General features: G+C 73.1%; 15 protein-coding genes and 1 pseudogene. 8 read left to right on the forward strand and 8 right to left on the reverse strand.

The annotated features are described in order from the left end of the window. The first annotated feature begins 5 nt into the window (after positions 1-5). The 5 genes from ACFWPQ_RS30360 to ACFWPQ_RS30380 are packed head-to-tail and all read left to right on the forward strand — an operon-like array spanning position 6 to position 5,830. Entirely contained in the window at positions 6-974 is a 969-nt protein-coding gene (locus tag ACFWPQ_RS30360) for an ABC transporter permease (protein ID WP_384041597.1), read from the forward strand. Further along, a complete protein-coding gene (locus ACFWPQ_RS30365; RefSeq protein ID WP_384041599.1) occupies positions 971-1,876 on the forward strand; it encodes an ABC transporter permease in 906 nt (301 codons plus the stop codon). The genes ACFWPQ_RS30360 and ACFWPQ_RS30365 overlap by 4 nt, the downstream gene beginning before the upstream one ends. After that, positions 1,876-2,919: an ABC transporter ATP-binding protein gene (locus ACFWPQ_RS30370; protein ID WP_384041602.1), complete on the forward strand. Its 1,044-nt coding sequence runs from the start codon at positions 1,876-1,878 to the stop codon at positions 2,917-2,919. Before ACFWPQ_RS30365 ends, ACFWPQ_RS30370 begins: the two co-directional genes overlap by 1 nt. After that, entirely contained in the window at positions 2,916-3,980 is a 1,065-nt protein-coding gene (locus ACFWPQ_RS30375) for an ABC transporter ATP-binding protein (RefSeq protein ID WP_384041605.1), read from the forward strand. Before ACFWPQ_RS30370 ends, ACFWPQ_RS30375 begins: the two co-directional genes overlap by 4 nt. After that, a complete protein-coding gene (locus ACFWPQ_RS30380; RefSeq protein ID WP_384041607.1) occupies positions 3,977-5,830 on the forward strand; it encodes a prolyl oligopeptidase family serine peptidase in 1,854 nt (617 codons plus the stop codon). Before ACFWPQ_RS30375 ends, ACFWPQ_RS30380 begins: the two co-directional genes overlap by 4 nt. 134 nt (positions 5,831-5,964) lie before the next feature. On the opposite strand, the gene ACFWPQ_RS30385 is transcribed toward ACFWPQ_RS30380, so the two are convergent. The 3 genes from ACFWPQ_RS30385 to ACFWPQ_RS30395 are packed head-to-tail and all read right to left on the reverse strand — an operon-like array spanning position 5,965 to position 8,513. Beyond that, entirely contained in the window at positions 5,965-6,705 is a 741-nt protein-coding gene (locus ACFWPQ_RS30385; RefSeq protein WP_384041610.1) for an FAD:protein FMN transferase, read from the reverse strand. A 4-nt stretch (positions 6,706-6,709) separates the two neighbouring features. Next, positions 6,710-7,165, reverse strand: a complete 456-nt coding sequence (locus ACFWPQ_RS30390; RefSeq protein WP_384041612.1) for an FMN-binding protein — start codon at positions 7,163-7,165, stop codon at positions 6,710-6,712. 10 nt (positions 7,166-7,175) lie between these two features. Then, positions 7,176-8,513: a ferric reductase-like transmembrane domain-containing protein gene (locus ACFWPQ_RS30395; RefSeq protein WP_384041615.1), complete on the reverse strand. Its 1,338-nt coding sequence runs from the start codon at positions 8,511-8,513 to the stop codon at positions 7,176-7,178. Positions 8,514-8,664: 151 nt separating this feature from the next. Between ACFWPQ_RS30395 and ACFWPQ_RS30400 the strand changes: the two genes are divergently transcribed. Further along, positions 8,665-9,363, forward strand: a complete 699-nt coding sequence (locus ACFWPQ_RS30400; protein WP_361294981.1) for a response regulator transcription factor — start codon at positions 8,665-8,667, stop codon at positions 9,361-9,363. Between the two features lie 59 nt (positions 9,364-9,422). Beyond that, on the forward strand, positions 9,423-10,853 hold the full coding sequence (locus ACFWPQ_RS30405) for a sensor histidine kinase (RefSeq protein WP_384041698.1): 1,431 nt from the start codon (positions 9,423-9,425) through the stop codon (positions 10,851-10,853). Here the strand turns inward: ACFWPQ_RS30405 and ACFWPQ_RS30410 are convergent. After that, positions 10,850-12,142: a PP2C family protein-serine/threonine phosphatase gene (locus ACFWPQ_RS30410; protein WP_384041619.1), complete on the reverse strand. Its 1,293-nt coding sequence runs from the start codon at positions 12,140-12,142 to the stop codon at positions 10,850-10,852. The genes ACFWPQ_RS30405 and ACFWPQ_RS30410 overlap by 4 nt on opposite strands. A 200-nt stretch (positions 12,143-12,342) precedes the next feature. On the opposite strand from ACFWPQ_RS30410, the pseudogene ACFWPQ_RS30415 reads away from it, so the two are divergent. Then, positions 12,343-12,552, forward strand: a pseudogene (locus ACFWPQ_RS30415) (MFS transporter); the annotation flags it as partial. Between the two features lie 15 nt (positions 12,553-12,567). Here ACFWPQ_RS30415 and msrB read toward each other — a convergent pair. The 4 genes from msrB to ACFWPQ_RS30435 all read right to left on the reverse strand — a co-directional run bounded on the left by msrB (position 12,568) and on the right by ACFWPQ_RS30435 (position 15,981). Next, complete coding sequence (gene msrB, locus ACFWPQ_RS30420; protein WP_384041621.1) at positions 12,568-12,975, reverse strand: peptide-methionine (R)-S-oxide reductase MsrB; 408 nt, start codon at positions 12,973-12,975, stop codon at positions 12,568-12,570. A gap of 13 nt (positions 12,976-12,988) precedes the next feature. Next, a complete protein-coding gene (gene murC, locus ACFWPQ_RS30425) occupies positions 12,989-14,377 on the reverse strand; it encodes a UDP-N-acetylmuramate--L-alanine ligase (protein WP_361294990.1) in 1,389 nt (462 codons plus the stop codon). Positions 14,378-14,571: 194 nt separating this feature from the next. Next, a complete protein-coding gene (locus ACFWPQ_RS30430) occupies positions 14,572-15,045 on the reverse strand; it encodes an indole-3-glycerol phosphate synthase (RefSeq protein WP_089104693.1) in 474 nt (157 codons plus the stop codon). 153 nt (positions 15,046-15,198) lie between these two features. Further along, positions 15,199-15,981: a pyrimidine reductase family protein gene (locus ACFWPQ_RS30435; protein WP_384041701.1), complete on the reverse strand. Its 783-nt coding sequence runs from the start codon at positions 15,979-15,981 to the stop codon at positions 15,199-15,201. Positions 15,982-16,038 lie beyond the last annotated feature (57 nt).

Here is a 16,038-nt window from a genome sequence, read left to right on the forward strand (position 1 = left end):
CTGCCATGACCCGATACGCCCTGCGCCGCCTGCTGGCCTCCGTGCCCGTGGTCTGCGTCGCCTCCTTCATCCTGTTCTGGGCGGTGCGGGCGACCTTCGACCCGCTGGCGAAACTGCGCCAGTCGGTCGACCCCACCGCCCTGCACCGGGAGACGGTCCGCCTCGGGCTCGACCGGAGCCTGCCCGAGCAGTACTGGCTGTGGGTCAGGGGCCTCGTCCAGGGCGACTGGGGCATCAGCACCCGCACCGGCGGAGCCGTGCTGCCGATGGTCGGCGACGCCCTCGGCACCACGCTCCAGCTGATCCTGTGGGGCGTCGCCCTCGCCGTCGTCCTGGCGCTGGCGATCGGCCTGTTCTCGGCTGCCCGCCAGTACACCGCGGGCGACCACCTCCTGACGGGCCTGTCCTACCTCGGTGTCGCCATGCCGGCGTTCTGGTTCGGCCTGGTCCTCATCCAGGTGCTGGCCGTGTGGCCCAAGCAGCAGTTCGGCCTTGCGGATCCCCCGTTCTACTTCGTGGGACTGCACTCCGTCGGCCACAGCGGACTCGACCTGGACTACCTGCGCCACCTGGTGCTGCCCGTCGCCACGCTCACCGTCGGACTCGTCGCCTCCTGGTCCCGGTTCGGCCGCGCCACCCTCCTGGAGGCGCTGTCCAGCGACTACGTCCGCACCGCACGCGCCAAGGGCGTCCCTCGCCGCCGCATCCTGCTGCGGCACGCCCTGCGCAACGCGCTCGCGCCGTTCGTCACCGTCGTCGCCATGGACGCGGCCACCCTGGTCGGCGGGCTGGTGGTGACCGAGCAGATCTTCTCGATCCCCGGCATGGGCAAGCTGTTCCTCGCCTCCCTGGAGACCGGGGACGTCTTCGTCCTGCTGCCCTGGATGCTCGTCGTGGCCGTCGCCGTCGTCCTCTTCAACCTGCTGGCCGACCTGTCCTACGCCCTCCTCGATCCCCGGGTGGCCCTGCGATGACCCAGTCCACCGCCCTCCCGGCGCCCCCGCCACCCGTGTCCGGACCGCCGTCCGGCGACCCGCGGACCTCCCGGGTCGTCCTGTCCCGCTTCCTGCGCCACCGGCTCGCGGTCGCCTCGCTGGTCGTGCTGGTCCTGCTGGCGGTCTGCTGCTTCGGCGCCGCCTGGATCGCGCCCTTCCCGCGCAACGCGCAGAACCTCCTGGCGGCCTCCCAGCCGCCGTCCGGCGCCCACTGGCTGGGCACCGACTCCCTCGGCCGCGACTACCTCAGCGAGATGCTCTACGCAGGCCAACTCTCCCTGGCGATCGGCCTGGGCGTCGCCCTGCTGGCCACCCTGGTGGGGACGGCCGCAGGTGCCGTCGCCGGGTACCTCGGCGGCTGGCCCGACGAGGTGATCATGCGGGTGGCCGACCTGTTCCTGATCGTGCCCCCGGTCGCCGTCCTCGCGGTGTCCCTGCAGGGCCTCGGGCCCTCCCCGCTGACCATCGTCGTGGTGCTCAGCGGTCTGGGCTGGACCCTGATCGCCCGGGTCGTCCGGTCCCGGGTGATCCAGCTGCGCCACCAGGAGTTCGTGGAGGCGGCCCGGGTCATCGGCGCCTCCGGCCCGCGGATCGTCGTACGGCATCTGCTGCCCAACCTGACCGGCCTGATCGTGGTCAACGTGTCCCTGTCGGTGGCCTCGGCGATCATCCTCGAATCCACCGTCAGCTTCCTCGGCTACGGCGTCCAGCCGCCCAAGTCGAGCTGGGGCAACATGCTCACCCAGGCCGCCGGGCTGATCGGCACCTCACAGTCCTATCTCCTGTACGTCCCCGGCCTGGCGATCCTCGTCACCGTGCTCGCCGTGAACTTCCTCGGCGACGGGCTGCGCGACGCGCTCGACCCCCAAGGCAGGCAGTGATGAACCCCGCCACCGAAGAGACCGGCACCGAAGACGCCGCCGCCGAAGAGGCCGCCGGGGCGGCGGCCCCGCTGCTGTCGGTCCGCGACCTGAGCGTCACCTACCGCACCGACGCCGGTCCCGTGACCGCCCTCGACCGGCTCTCCTTCGACCTGCACGCCGGGGAGACCCTGTCCGTCGTCGGCGAGTCGGGCTCCGGGAAGAGCGCCGCCTCGCTGGCGGTGATGGGGCTGCTGCCGCGCAACGCCGTGGCCGAGGGCTCGGTGCGGCTGCGCGGCCAGGAGCTGCTGAACCTGCCCGACCGGGAGCTGCGCGCCGTACGCGGCCGGCGTATCGCCATGGTCTTCCAGGACGCGCTGGCCGCGCTGAACCCGATGATGACGGTGGGCGCCCAGCTCGCCGAGGCGGTGAGCGTGCACGACCCGACCGTCTCCCGCGCCGCCCTGCGGGACCGGGCCGTGGACCTGCTCGACCTGGTCGGCATCCCCGATCCCCGGACCCGGGCCGGCCAGTACCCGCACGAGCTGTCGGGCGGCATGCGCCAGCGCGTGATGATCGCCACCGGTATCGCCAACGAACCGGACGTCCTCATCGCCGACGAGCCGACCACCGCCCTCGACGTGACCGTCCAGGCCCAGGTCCTCGACGTCCTGGCGCGCGTCCAGGACCGTACGAGGTCCGCGATCCTGCTGATCACCCACGACCTGGGCGTGGTGGCCGGCCTCGCCGACCGCGTCCTGGTCCTGTACTGCGGGCGGAAGATGGAGGAGGCCCCGGTGGAGCCCCTCTTCTACGAACCGGCCCACCCCTACACGCGCGGCCTGCTCGCCGCGCTGCCGAGGATCGACCGCAGCACCCGGCGGCTCGCGCAGATCGCCGGGCAGCCGCCCTCCCCCGCCGAACGGCCCCCGGGCTGCCCCTTCCGGAACCGCTGCCCGCACGCCGACGAACGGTGCGCCGAGAGCCCCCGGCCGGTCCCGGTCGGCGCCGGCCACACCGCGGCCTGCGTGCGGGCGCACGAGATCGCGAGCGTGACGCCATGACAGCAACGGCACCGACCGCCGAGGGGCGGCCGGCACTGACGGTCGAGGGGCTGGTGGCCGAGTACACCACCGGCCGGCGCGGCCGACACGCGCAGACCGTGCGGGCCGTCTCCGGGGTGGATCTGGTCATCCCGCGCGGATCCACCCTGGGCCTGGTCGGGGAGACCGGCTGCGGCAAGAGCACCCTGGGCCGCTGCCTGGTCCGGCTGACCGACCCGGCCGCCGGCCGGATCATGCTGTTCGACACGGACGTGACGGCGGCCGGGCGACGGGAGCTGGCGGCCGTACGCCGTCGGATCCAGTTCGTGTTCCAGGACCCGTACGCCTCCCTGAACCCGCGGCTCACCGCGCACGCGGCGCTCGCCGAGCCGCTGCACATCCACGGTCTGCACCGGGGCCGGGAGAACGAACGGGTGCGGGAACTCCTTGAGCTCGTCGGCCTGGACCCCGCCCACGCGCACCGCCATCCGCACCAGTTCTCCGGCGGCCAGCGGCAGCGCATCGGCATCGCCCGCGCGCTCGCCGTCGAACCGGAGGTGCTGGTCCTCGACGAACCGGTCAGCGCGCTGGACGTCAGTGTGCAGGCCGGGGTGATCAACCTGCTGGAGGACCTCCAGCAGGAGCTGGGCCTCACCTACCTGTTCGTCGCCCACGACCTGTCGGTGGTCCGGCAGATCAGCGACCGGGTCGCCGTCATGTACCTCGGGCGGATCGTCGAACAGGGGCCCGTGGACGCGCTGTTCACCCAGCCCCGCCATCCCTACACCCAGGCCCTGCTGTCGGCCGTGCCCGTCCCCGACCCGCGCGTCCAGCGGGCGCGCCGGCGGATCGTCCTGGACGGCGACCTGCCCAGCCCGCTGGCCCCGCCGTCCGGCTGCCGGTTCCGCACCCGTTGCTGGAAGGCGCGGGACGTGTGCGCCGAGACCGCGCCCGCCCTCACCGAGCAGGGCGACGGGCCTGAAAGGTCTGAAAGATCTGAAGGGCACCTCGCCGCCTGCCACTTTCCCGATGCCCAGCCCCCGGCCGACCAGGGCGAACCCAAGGAGGTCACCACACCATGACCACGAACTGGCAGCGGTTCTTCACCGCCGAACGGCCCCTCGCGGTGCGGCGCGGGCGCGGACCCGGCGACCGGTCCCTGATCGTCGTGGAGAGCGAGGACGGACCCCGGCTGTCGCTGTGGGACGCCGGGCGCGACACGGTCCGGCCGCTGAGCGAGGTGACCTCGGGCGACCTGGCGCAGGCGGTGCTCTCCTTCGACGGCGAGCGAATTCTGGCGCTGCACGACGACAACGGGAACGAGGTCGGTCATGTGCACGCGACGGGACTGGACGGCGGCGACAGCCGCGACCTCACCCCGGACCTGCCGCCCTACACCCTGCGCGGCATCGACGTGGCGGGGCGGGCGGACCGGGCCGTGATCACCTGTGCGGCGGAGGACGGTTTCAGCCTGTGGCTGCTGAGCACGGACGGTTCCGCGGACCCCGAGCCGCTGTTCCGGTCGCCGTACGAGGCCTGGAACGGTCTGGTCTCCGCCGACGGCACCCGTGCCTGCGTCGACACCACCGACCACAATCCGGGCGTCCGCAGGTTCGCGGTCACCGTCGTCGACACCGCCACCGGCGAGGTGCTCGACCTCCTGACCGACGGTCCCGAGGCACCCGTGCGCGGAGTCCGGTTCTCCCCCGTCCCGGGCGACGACCGGATCCTGGTCGCCACCGAGCGCACCGGGTTCGCCCGCCCCTGCGTCTGGCACCCGGCCCTCGGCACCCGCGTCGACATCGAGGCACCGCACGTACGGGGCGACGTGGTCCCGCTGGACTGGTCCGAGGACGCCACCCGGATCCTGGCCGTGCACGTGGACGGCGGGATCCACCGGGTGATGGAGGCCGACCTGGAGTCGGGCGCGCTCCGGCTGCTCGACCATCCGGCGGGCGCCTACTTCGAGCCGGACGTGGCGGACTCGCACTGCAACCAGTGGGCCTCGCACTACGGTCCCGGACGCACGCTGCGTCTCCTGCACCAGCGCTTCGACTCCCCTCTGCGCGTGCTGCACGCCGACGGCCCGGACTCCGTGCCCGTCCCCCGGCTCTTCCCCCAGCTCGACCTGGACGGCGTGCGGTGCACGTCGAACGCGGTCCGCTCGGCGGACGGCACGAACGTCCAGCTGTGGTGGGCCCGGCCGCGCCGTGCCGAGGGACCCGTCCCCCTGGTCCTCCAACTGCACGGCGGCCCCAACCTGGTGACGGTCGACCGCTACGACCCCGCCGCCCAGGCCTGGCTGGACAACGGCGTGGCCTACGCCGCGCTGAACTACCGCGGCTCGGTCACCTTCGGGCGGCGCTTCCGCGAGGGGTTCATGCCGGCGATCGGCGACCGGGAGCTGGAGGACATCGAGGCCGCGGTGCGGTGGCTGGTCGCGGAGGGCGTGGCCGACCCGGACAAGGTGTTCGTCACGGGCGCCTCGTACGGCGGTTTCCTGTCGCTGCTGTCCGTGGGACGGCTGCCCGGACTGTTCGCCGGCGCGCTGGCGCACGTGCCGATGGCGGACTGGCTGACGGGGTACGAGGACATGAACCCGGCGCTGCGCGCGGCCTGGTCGTCGTTCTTCCGCGCGAAGCCGGAGGACGACCTGGAACGCTTCGTGCGGGCGTCGCCCATCACCTACGTGTCCGATGTCGTCGCGCCGGTCTGGATCAACCAGGGCACGCACGACACCCGTACCGCGCCCAAGCAGGTACGCCGCTACGAGGAGGCGCTGCGGGCGGCCGGCGGGGACGTCGTCGTCGACTGGTACAGCGGCGGTCACGAGACGACCGGACGGGCCAAGGCGCTGGGCGAACAGTCCAGGATGCTCCGCCTGGTCCATGCCGCCCTGCGCCAACACCCTTGGAGTCAGGTCCCGTTGTGAGCCGCGAGGAGTTCCCACCGGTGGCCACCAGAAGCGAACGGCGGCCCTGGACGCGGTAGTCGAGTCCGCCGGGCGCACCGCGGCGGACCTCCCCTCCCCCGTCCGCCGAACCGCCGCTGAACCGCCGGGGCGCCTCAGGCGGCCGCCGACGGCTCCCCCGCGACCGGGAAGCCCGCCGTCCGCAGCACCTGCCGCCCGGCGTCCACGGCGAACACCTCGCAGCCGGGGCGCGCTGCCGCCCACCCGACGCCCTCGGCGCCCATCGCGAAGGCGGCCGTGGCCACGGAGTCCGCCTCGGTCAGCGAGGAGGCGACGACCGTCAGACTGAGCAGGCCGGTCGCCGGGCGCCCGGTGCGGCCGTCGACGATGTGGTCGCCGCGCTCGTAGCGGGCGGAGGTGGCGACCGCCCCGTCGGTGAGTTCGAGGACCGTGCACAGCCGGTCGGCGTGCTCGGGGTGGCGTACCCCTACGCGCCAGGGCCCGCCGGCGGCGGCCACGTCACCGCCGGCGTTCAGCACGAACCGCCGCGCCCCGGCCGCCGACAGCAGGTCCGCCGCCCGCTGCACCGACCAGCCCTTGACCACCGCGCACGGGTCGAGGCCCCGCCCCGGCAGCCGTACGTCGAACGCACCCCCGGTCGCCAGCCGGTACTCCTCGCACAGCGCGAGCACCTCGGCGAGGTCCGGACTCACCTCGGACGCGGTGATCTCCCCGCGGTCGAGCCGGCAGACCTCGCTGTCCGGCCGGAAGGGGCTGAACCGCTCGTCGACCTCGCGCAGCCAGGCGAAGACGGCGTCGGCGGCCCCGGTGAAGTCCCCTTCGTCGTCGACGCGGAGCGAGACCGGGAAGCCCATGACGTGTTCGACCCGCTGCATGCGCTCAGCCCTTCGCGTCGATCGCGGCCTGGAGGGACTCCTTGTAGGCGTCGCTGGTGATCGTCGCACCGGACACGGTGTCGATGTCCGCGCTCTGCGCCTTCAGCGTCTCCGAGATCAGCACCGGCACCGCGGCGGTCGTCTGCGGGTGGTTCGGCTGCTGGAGCATCGAGACCGCGGAGATCTTGTCGGCGGAGAAGGTCACCTGGACCTGCACCGGGCCCTTGTCGGTGTTGACGGTGGTGCCCTTGACGACGGTGCCGGCAGAGGTGCCCGAACCCGCGGTCGAGGAGGCCGACGGCGAGGCGGCGGACCCGGCCGTGGAGGACCCGGCGGTGGAGGAATCGGTCGTGGAGGACTCGGCGGTGGTGGACGTCGTACCGCCGATCGACGGCTCGTAGCGCCAGACGGGGATCAGGCCCGCGATGCTCAGGACGACGACAGGTATGGCTCGCTTCACGGTGTCTCTCTCATCCCGCCAGGCTGAAACGCTCGAAGTGGATCTGCGGCTTGGGCACGCCCAGGTCTCCCAGGGTGCGCAGCACCGCGTTCATCATCGGCGGCGGCCCGCACAGGAAGACGTCCCGGTCGGCGATGTCGGGCACCAGCCGGACCAGCTCGCGCGGGGCCAGCCTGTCGGGGACGGGCGGGCCGGTGACCAGGTGGAGTTCGGCGCCCTTGGCGACGGCGAGGTCGCGCAGCTCGTCGTAGAGGACGGCGTCCCGGTCGGTGCCGACACGGTAGATGACGACCGCGTGGCCTTCGAGGTCCTCCAGGAGCGCGCGGATGGGGGTGACGCCGACGCCGCCCGCGATGAGGAGGGACTCGGTCTTCTGCCGGTGCAGGGTGGTGAAGGCGCCGTAGGGGCCCTCGGCGAAGACGCGGGTGCCGACCCTGAGGTGGCGCAGGGCCGCGCTGCCGTCGCCGGCGGCCTTGGCGGTCAGGCGCAGGCTGCGGCCGTCGGGGGCGGCGGAGAGGGAGAAGGGGTTCGCCTGCCACCAGCGGTCCTTGGTGAGGAACCGCCAGAGGAAGAACTGGCCGGCCTGGGCGCCCAGCTTGTCGAGGTCGCGGCCGGTGACGTGGACCGAGACGACGTTGTCCGACTCGGGGACGACGGCGGAGACCCGGAACTGGTGCCGGTAGTTGCGCCACAGCGGCAGCACCAGACGGCCGAGGGCCACCGCGCCGAGCGCCACGCCCCACACCGCGTACCAGTACGTCTTCGCGGCCGTCGACGCCGTGAAGGTCGTACCGACCGCGACCTGGTGGCTGAAGGCGAGGACCACGGCCACGTAGGTGTACAGGTGGATGAAGTGCCAGGTCTCGTAGGCGAGCCGGCGGCGGGCGTAGCGCGCCGAGACGGCGCCGATCACGATGATGATGCCGAGGGCGACGACCGCGCGGAGCACGCCCTCGGTCGTCTCGGCGAGGTCGACGAGTTCACCGACCGGGCCGACGCCCGCGCCGTCGGCGTAGCCGAAGCTGATGAAGACGGCGTGCGCGAGCAGCGTCCAGAGCAGCGCGAAGCCGGTCCAGCGGTGCCAGGAGGTCAGCCGGTCCATGCCGATCCGGCGGTCCAGCCAGGGCAGCCGGGCCACCAGCACCAGCTGGAAGGCCATGACGAGGGCGCCGTAGAGGCCGAAGAAGCGGCCGATGACGATCAGGGCGTTGGAGGCGAAGCCCGCCTGGGCGAAGAACCAGGCGACCACGGCCGCGTTCGCGGCGAGCACGGCGTACAGGCCTGTGCGGGCCACCACCCTGGGGCGTATCGCCGTGGGGGGCGCAGGGGGTGATTGGACGGTCGTCACGGGTCGGCAGCTCCTTGATCGGGTCCTGGGAGTCGAGCTTCGCCCGTGGCTGCTGTCGTTTTCCTGTCGGACTACTTACAACTGCTTATCGATGTCTTTTCTGTGCAGGACGGGGTCTGGCGTCCACGGCCCGGTGGCGCAGTATGAGCGGGTGGAAAAAGTACGACTCCTCGTCGTGGACGACGACCCGCCGATCGCCGACCTGGTCGCGACGGTCGCGCGGTACGAGGGCTGGGAGGCGGTCACCGCGTACTCGGGCGAGGACGCCCTGGCCCGGGCCGCCGAGTTCCGGCCGGACATCGTCGTGCTCGACCTGATGCTGCCCGATCTCGACGGCTTCGGTGTCCTCGACCGGCTGCGGCACTCCGGGACGATGGTGCCGGTGGTGTTCCTCACGGCCCGCGACGGGGTCGCCGACCGGGTCGCGGGGCTGACCCGCGGCGGGGACGACTACCTGGTCAAGCCGTTCGCGGTGGAGGAGCTGATGGCCCGGCTGCGCACGGTGCTGCGGCGCAGTGCCGGGCCCGGCTTCCAGCGCTCGGTGCTGCGGGTCGCCGACCTGACGATGGACGAGGACACCCGCGAGGTCCGCCGCGGCGACCGGCTGCTCTCGCTGACCCCGACCGAGTTCGAGGTGCTGCGCTACCTGATGCGCAAGTCGCCGACCGTGCTCACCAAGGCGCAGATCCTCGACCACGTGTGGGAGTACGGCTTCGGCGGCCGTTCGAACGTGGTGGAGCTGGTGGTGAGCCGGCTGCGCCGCAAGATGGACGACGAGACCGGCGGGGAGCCGCTGATCCACACCGTGCGCGGCTTCGGGTACGTCATCCGGCAGCAGGCCGCGGAGTGAGAGGCCGGTTCCGGATCGGCCTGCCGCGGATCGGCCGGCTGCGGCGCTCGTACCGGAGCATGCGGCTGGGCACCCGGCTGGCGCTGGGGCTCGGGGCGCTGGCGCTGGTGGCGTTCGCGGTCGTCGGCACGGCCCTGACGATGTACATGCGGGACTACCTGTCGGCCCAGCTCGACGACCAGCTAGGCCTCGCCCAGGTCGCCCAGTCCAAGAGCATCGCGCAGAACGGCAGCCTGCAGGGCAAGAAGTACTACCACTGGTACTACGCCGTGTACGACGTCTCGCACGGCACCCCGGTGCTGCGCAAACCCGAGGAGAGCGGTGACCTGCCCGCGGACATCGCCCCGCTCACCTCGGTGGCGAAGGCGCAGATCGCCGCCGGCACGGAGGTGCTGCGCACCGAGGACCTGGCCGGGAAGGGCGAGTACCGGCTGCGCGCCTGCGAGGTCGAGACCGGCGTGGTCCTGGTCAGCGGCGCGCCGATGGACAGCATCGACGGCACGGTACGGCAGCTGGTCATCATCCAGGTGGTCGCCTTCGGGGTGGCACTGCTGGCGCTGGTGGTGTTCGGCCGCCGGCTGCTGCGGCACGGTCTCGAGCCGCTGAGTCACATGGCGCACACGGCCCACGGCATCACCTCGCACAACCTGACGGAGTCGGCGGCCCGGCTGCCGCTGCGTGCGGCGAAGCGGGGCGGCGGGCCCGAGGTCGAGGAGCTGCGCACGGCGTTCAACACCATGCTGGAGCACATCGACCACTCGCTGGCCGTGCGCGCCGAGGCCGAACAGCGGCTGCGCCGCTTCGTCGCGGACGCCTCGCACGAGCTGCGCACCCCGCTGATGTCGGTACGCGGGTACGCCGACCTCTTCCAGTACGCGGCCGCCAACGAGCCCGCGGAACGCGACCGTCATCTGGCCCGGCTGCGCGCGGAGGCCGCCCGGATGGGCATCCTCCTCGACGACCTGCTGCTCCTCGCCCGGCTCGACGCGGCCGAGGTGGAGACCCCGCTGCGGCTGGAGGAGGCGGACCTGAGGGAGCTGGTCCGGGAGGCCGCCGACGCCTTCCGTGCCGCGCACGCCGACCATCCCCTGGCGGTGACCGCCGGTCCGGACCCGGTCCCGGTCCGCCTCGATCCGGTCCGTATCCGCCAGGTGCTGGACAACCTCCTCACCAACGCGGCCGTCCACACCCCCACCGGCACCCCGGTGTCCGTGACCGTCGCCGTCACCGCCGACTCGGCGTCGGTGAGCGTCGCCGACCGCGGCCCCGGCATCCCGGCAGGCGACCGCGCCCGGGTCTTCGACCGCTTCTACCGCGTCGACAAGGCCCGCAGCCGCGACCGGGGCGGCAGCGGGCTCGGCCTGTCGGTGGCCCGCGCGCTGGTGGAGGCGCACGGCGGGACCATCGGGCTGGGCGAGGACCCGACGGCAGGCACGGTGTTCACGCTGACGCTGCCCAGGGAACCGGCCGCCGCCCGCACCGCCGGCTAGCCCTCCTCCACCGCGCCTTCCAGGCTGAACCCGCCCTCCCGTGGATGCGGGCGCGCCGCCAGCACCGCGACGTCGTCCTCGGCGTGGCGGGCGTCGAGGCGGGTGATGATGGAGTCCAGGAGGTTGTCCACGCCGGCCGCGGGGGTGAAGCGCAGGTCGGCGAGGCGTTGCAGGGAGCGGTCGATGTCCTCGCCGCGGTGCTCCACCAGGCCGTCGGTGAAGAGCACCAGTGCCTCGTCGGGTTCGAGCCGGTGGGTGGCCGACTCGTAGCCGCCGAAGCCGGTGCCCAGCGGCGGGCCGACGGGGACCAGCAGGAGTGCGGTACGGCCTTCCCTGGTGATCAGCGCGGGCGGCAGATGGCCGGCGCTGGCCAGGGTGACCTGCCCGCGGCCGGGGTCGACGCGCACGAGCAGGCAGGTGGCGGGTCTGCGGTCCGCCTCGGTGGCGGCGATGTCGTCCATCTGGCGCAGCACCCGGTGCGGGGGCAGCTCGGAGGAGGCGATGTAGCGCAGTGAGGACCGGTACGCGTTCATGTCGACGGCGGCCTCCAGTCCGTGGCCCATCACGTCGCCGACGACGAGCAGCGTCCGCCCGAAGTGCAGTCGTACGGTCTCGCACCAGTCGCCGCCGACCAGCACCCGCCCGCCCGCCGGGAGGTAGCGGATCGCGACGTCCAGGTTGGGGTGCGGCCGGCCCGGTTCGGAGAGCAGGGCGCGTTGCAGGTCACCGGCGGTGCGGTTGACCTGCTCGTACTCGCGGGCGTGCCGGATGTGGGAGGCGGCGCGTTCGGCGAGCAGGGCGAGCAGTTCGGCCTCCGCACGAGCGTAGGCCGTCCCCTCGCGGGCGCAGACCAGGACGCCGTACTGGTCGGATCCGCTGGTCAGGGGCGCGCACAGGGCCGGGCGGGTGCGGCTGCCGACCGGACGGGAGAGCCAGGGGTCGACCCAGTGGTCGGCCGCCGGGGTGCCCGCGTCCTGGGCCACCGCGGTGGCCCAGCGGGCGTCGGGCAGCAGATCGGCGTCGCCGGTGATCGACTCGTAGCCGGAGACGGTGTCGCCGACGCGCCGCATCACGGCCGCGCCGCCGCCCACCAGCCGTACCGCCGCCCGGGTCAGTTCCGTACAGGTGGTGGACTCGTCGAGGCTCGTGCCGATGCCGGCCGCGGCCGTGCGCAACGCCCGCAGCGGGACGGAGCGGTCGGCGCCCGCCGTGCGGCCGCCCTCTCCGCCCGCGCCGTCGGCGGACGCGGGTCCCCGGCGGGACTGGAACCATCGCGCGACACCGGACACCCTCACAGAATCTCAAACAGCGCCGGTCCGGGCACCGGCCATCCGTGTGTCACCCGTCCCGGAGACGGTTCGGAACGCCGCGCCACGGACCGCCGGCCCGCCCGTCAGGGCGCGTCCGGGGTCCACGCCGCGACCAGGTCCGGCAGGCCGGGAAAGCGTGCGCCGAGGTCGGCGACGCGGACGTGGCCGGGCAGCACCGCAAGCGGCTCGCGGAGGCCAACGCGGCGCTCAACGTGGGCGGTTACGTCCCGGCGGGCCTGCTGCCGGTGTCGGCCGGCTACCTCGGCGACGCCGTCGGGCCGGCCGACGGCGCGACCGTCTTCGCGGCGGTCCTGACGGGCCTGGCCGTCGCGGGCGGCCTGGTGGTGGTCCTCGCCACCCGCCGCCAGGCCCACGGGCCCGTCCGATGACGGGCCCGGCCGGACTCAGCTCTCGTCGGCGCTCAGCCGCAGCGAGATCGAGTTGATGCAGTACCGCTGGTCGGTCGGGGTCGCATACCCCTCACCCTCGAACACGTGCCCGAGGTGCGAGCCGCAGCGCGCGCAGCGCACCTCGGTGCGGACCATCCCGTGGGTACGGTCCTCGATCAGCTCGACCGCGTCGGTGTCCTTCGGGTCGTAGAAGCTCGGCCACCCGCAGTGGGACTCGAACTTCGTGTCGGAGGTGAACAGCTCGGCACCGCAGGCGCGACAGGAGTACACGCCCTTGGTCTTGGTGTCGGTGTACTCACCCCTGAAGGCCGGCTCGGTCGCCGCCTGACGCAGCACGGCGTACTCGGCCGGCGACAGCTCCGCCCGCCACTGCTCGTCCGGCTTCTCGACGTCGTACGACATGACTCTCAGCCCCTCACTTCGCCAGGCGTTCCAGGATCCTCGGGCCCAGGTCGGTCACATCTCCCGCGCCCATGGTGAGAACCAGATCACCGGGCTTCGTCATTCCCGCGACCACGGCGGGAACCTCGTCCTTGTCGTGCACGGCGGTGACGTCGGCGCCCGCGCCCCGCGCCGCCTCGATGATCAGCTCGCTGGTGACCCCGGGGATCGGGTCCTCGCGGGCCGGGTAGATGTCGAGGACGACCGAGGCGTCCGCGAGGGCCAGCGCGTCGCCCATCTCCTTGCCCAGCTCCTGGGTCCGGGAGAAGAGGTGCGGCTGGAAGACGACCAGGATCCGGGCGTCCCCGCCCGCGGCGCGCATGGCCTCCAGGTCGGCGGTCATCTCGGTCGGGTGGTGCGCGTAGGAGTCGATGACCTGGACGCCGGCCGCCTCGCCCTTGAGCTGGAGGCGGCGCTTGACGCCGGTGTACGCGGCCAGGGCGGGCGCCAGTTCGGCGGCCGGCACCCCGAGGGCGGCTCCGGCGGCCAGCGCGGCGACGGCGTTGTGCGCGTAGTGCCGGCCGGGCACGGACACCGTGAACGTCAGCTCGGCCCCGTCCATCGCGACGGTGACCTCGCTCTTCAGGCCCTGCGGTACGACGGACAGCACCCGGACGTCGGCGTCCGCGGCCTCGCCGTACGTCACCGTGCGCACCTTCCCTGCCACCCGCCGGGTCAGCTCGCGCGCCCCCTCGTGGTCGGCGTTGACCACCAGCGTGCCGCCGGGCACGATCCGGCCGGCGAAGGTCTCGAAGGACTCGTAGATCTCTTCCATCGAGGCGTAGTTGGCGTGGTGGTCGAGCTCCACGTTGAGGACGATGGCGACCTCGGGCGCGTACTTGTGGAAGCTGCGGTCCGATTCGTCGGCCTCGGCGACGAAGATCTCCCCCTCGCCGTGCAGGGCGTTGGAGCCGGGGGCGTCGAGGTCGCCGCCGATGGCGTACGAGGGGGTGCGGCCCAGCGCGGTCAGGGACACCGCGAGCATGGACGTGGTGGTGGTCTTGCCGTGGGTACCGGCGACCGCGATCGGACGCAGGCCGTCCATCAGCGCGGCGAGGGCGTCCGAGCGGTGCACCACCGGGATCCCCAGCTCGGCCGCGCGGGCCAGCTCGGGGTTGTCCTTCCGGATCGCCGACGACACGACGACGGAGCTGGCGTCGTCGGCGAGGTGCCCGGCCGCGTGCCCGATGTGCACGGTGACGCCGAGCGCCCGCAGCGCCTCGGCGGTCTCCGACTCCTTGGCGTCGCTCCCGGCCACCTCGGCACCGCGCTGGGCGAGGATCTTGGCGATCCCCGACATCCCGGCGCCGCCGATCCCGATGAAGTGCGGTCGCTCCATGGCGGAAGGAAGGCCGGGTGCCATGTGTTTCTCCCAGAGACGGTGACGTGCGAAAGCAGCCCTAGCCTATGTGCTGGAGCACGGGCGCCTTTGCAGGGGACGCGAGCCCTGCCGACCCAAAGGGGCGCGGGGCCGTATCGATATGCGGCTGCCGCCGCGCGGGCGCGACAGGCCACGACTCACCCGCGGCCGCCGACGCACCGCACCCCCAGCGGCGCCTACGCCTTGCTGTGCGAGAACAGCTTCAGCACCGGCACCCCCACCTTGTGCCGCGCCCGGGACGCCCAGTCCCGGTGGAAGAACTCCTCCACGTAGTGCGGGTCGGTCAGCACGATCACCTCGTCCGCACCCACCTCTTCCACCAGCTTCCGCAGCGCGTCCAGCGGGTGGTCCTCGACCATCCGCCCCTCCGCCGTGCTCCCCGCCGCCCGCAGGGCCGTCAGGGACACGTCCAACGCCTGCTCGGCCGGCCCCTTCGCCGCATCGCCCTCCGGCGTCTCCCGCTCGCGCGCGGCCTCGTCGAGTTCGCCGAGTGCGATGTCGTCGATGGCCCGCAGCAGGCGGTCCGCCTGGTCGCCGCGCGGCTGGAGCAGCACGTGGAAGGCGACCTGCTCGTCCCCGTGCAAGGTGGTGACGAACTCCACGTCGGCGGACGTCAGGGCCTTCTCGATCATCAGAACGCTTGTGAACACCAGGCGCCTCTTCTCCCTAGAGGGCCGCTCGACCCTCTGTCCTCCGTGGGGGCCGGCACCCCTGCGGAAACCATCCTGCCCCGTGATCGCACGGGTACTGCCGGATTCAGTTTGCCCGCCGGAAGCTAAGCGGAACGGGATATTCCGCTGTTTTCAGGACCGGCGGTAGCGGCCGAACAGGAATCCGGCCTCTTCCAGGAGGGACACTAGTTCGAAGCGCCGGGGTACGGCGACACCGGGGCCCCCGGCGATCCGCTGCGCGTCGCCCGCCGTGAGCATCGGGGAGAGCGTCAGGCACAGCTCGTCGAGGACACCGGCGGCGATGAACTGCCCGAGCAGCCGGGGGCCGCCCTCGGTGAGCAGCCGGGTGTGGCCGAGGCCGGCGAGGGCGCGGACCGCGCGGGCGGGGTCGACGCCGGCGCCGTCACCGGCGACCACCACCCGGGCGCCGGCCCGCTCGGCGGCGGCGACGCGGTCGGGGGCGGCCGCCGCGCCGGTCAGGACGAGCGTGGGCACGAGGGGCGAGGTGAACAGCGGGAGCGAGAAGTCGAGGTCGAGGCTCGCACTGACGACGGCGACCGCGGCGACCCTGGCCTGCCCCGCCGCGGCCCGGGCCCCGGCGAACTCCGCCCGCTCGCGTACCGGCCGGTACTCCTCCTGCCGTACCGTTTCCGCGCCCACGACGACGACGTCCGCGAGCCCTCGCAGGGTGCCGAAGATCCGCATGTCGGCCGCACCGGAGATGGGCTGCGACTGCCCGTCGTGCTGACCGGCCCCGTCGAGCGTGGACACCATGTTGGCCCGCAGCCAGACCTCCCGCCCGGCGGACTCGGGATAGGCATAGGCGAGCGCCAGCTCGCCTAGACTCCACTCCCGATCGACGAAACCGGAAGCGGAGGCACGCACCTCCACGGCACGCACCCCGTCGGCACGCAGCCCGTCGGCCGCACCGCCGGAGGAGCCATCACCCCCACCCCCGTGGGCCGCCCCCTC

The organism is Streptomyces sp. NPDC058464, assembly GCF_042721035.1.
Classification (GTDB): domain Bacteria; phylum Actinomycetota; class Actinomycetes; order Streptomycetales; family Streptomycetaceae; genus Streptomyces.